Origin of the sequence: Erwinia sp. V71 (assembly GCF_965644245.1) — a bacterium.
In the GTDB taxonomy this organism is placed as follows: domain Bacteria; phylum Pseudomonadota; class Gammaproteobacteria; order Enterobacterales; family Enterobacteriaceae; genus Erwinia.
This window is the reverse complement of record NZ_CBFFRK010000258.1, coordinates 1-947: the sequence shown is the minus strand read 5'-3', so window position 1 is coordinate 947 and position 947 is coordinate 1. Positions and strand designations below refer to the sequence as shown.

Genomic DNA, 947 nt, shown 5'->3' with positions numbered 1-947 from the left:
TCCGGCAGCCTTCAGTGGTCTTTGCAGAGTTAAGACAGGCGGCTTAGCGTTGCACTTCGAACTTGAATCCGCCGTTCAGTGCCAGACGCAGACTTTGCTAACACGGTGTTATGTTAGTCGAAGGGAATGAGATCAAAGATTAGGAGGTCACAAATATGAGTCGTTTGATACTAAATGTCCCCTTTAGCGAGAAGGATGATGCAAAGCAGAAAGGTGCCCGATGGGATCCAGAACTAAAAAAATGGTATGTGCCAACGGGAAAATCAAGCTTGCAATTCATCCCATGGATACCTGAACTTACAGATAATAAGAAATATCACTTATTCAATGAATATTACTTCATTGGTGAGAATGAGCGTCTATGCTGGAAATGTGGGGAGTTAATCAGCCTGTTTGCCTTCTGCCTTCCACGAGGTCATAAATATCTGACCATTGATTACCTTGATCCAGATGATGAAGCGATTGAGGACTCCAGCGAATGGAGCTATTATGATAACTCTCTCTTTCGCGGCGAAAGTGATGGTACTTGTTATTCGTGGTCTACCAGCCCTTGCTTTTCTGGAGTCGCCAATATTACTGAAGTGACTCCCCGTGCATTAGGTTATATTAGACACTTTACAACGAACTGGCGTCCCGGAAACAGTAAAATGGCAGGTTATAGCTATTATGCTAATCATTGCCCACATTGTTCAAGGTTGCAGGGCGACTTTATGATTTTCAGTGAACCCGGAGGAGCATTTCTACCTTCTTCCCAAAAAGAGGCTTCAAAGATCAAATTACACAAAATAGATGAGCCTGTATTTTTAAAAGGTGGAACCTGTTTTACAACATGCGACTTTTATGAAGATATGACACACGTAATTTAGCTGGTAGACGGCGGATTCAAGTTCGAAGTGCAACGCTAAGCCGCCTGTCTTAACTCTGCAAAGACCACTGAAGGCTGCCGG

Annotated in this window: 1 protein-coding gene; it reads left to right on the top strand. The window is 43.6% G+C overall.

Going from position 1 to position 947, the window contains the following annotated elements; translation table 11 throughout:
* Nucleotides 1-155 precede the first annotated feature (155 nt).
* Nucleotides 156-866: a DUF5710 domain-containing protein gene (locus tag ACSZO1_RS22510; protein ID WP_052237785.1), complete on the top strand. Its 711-nt coding sequence runs from the start codon at nucleotides 156-158 to the stop codon at nucleotides 864-866.
* Nucleotides 867-947 lie beyond the last annotated feature (81 nt).

Bases quoted from the DNA above. Each gene is read 5' to 3' on its own strand.
- ACSZO1_RS22510 (WP_052237785.1), top strand. From the start codon at position 156: ATGAGTCGTTTGATACTAAATGTCCCCTTTAGCGAGAAGGATGATGCA.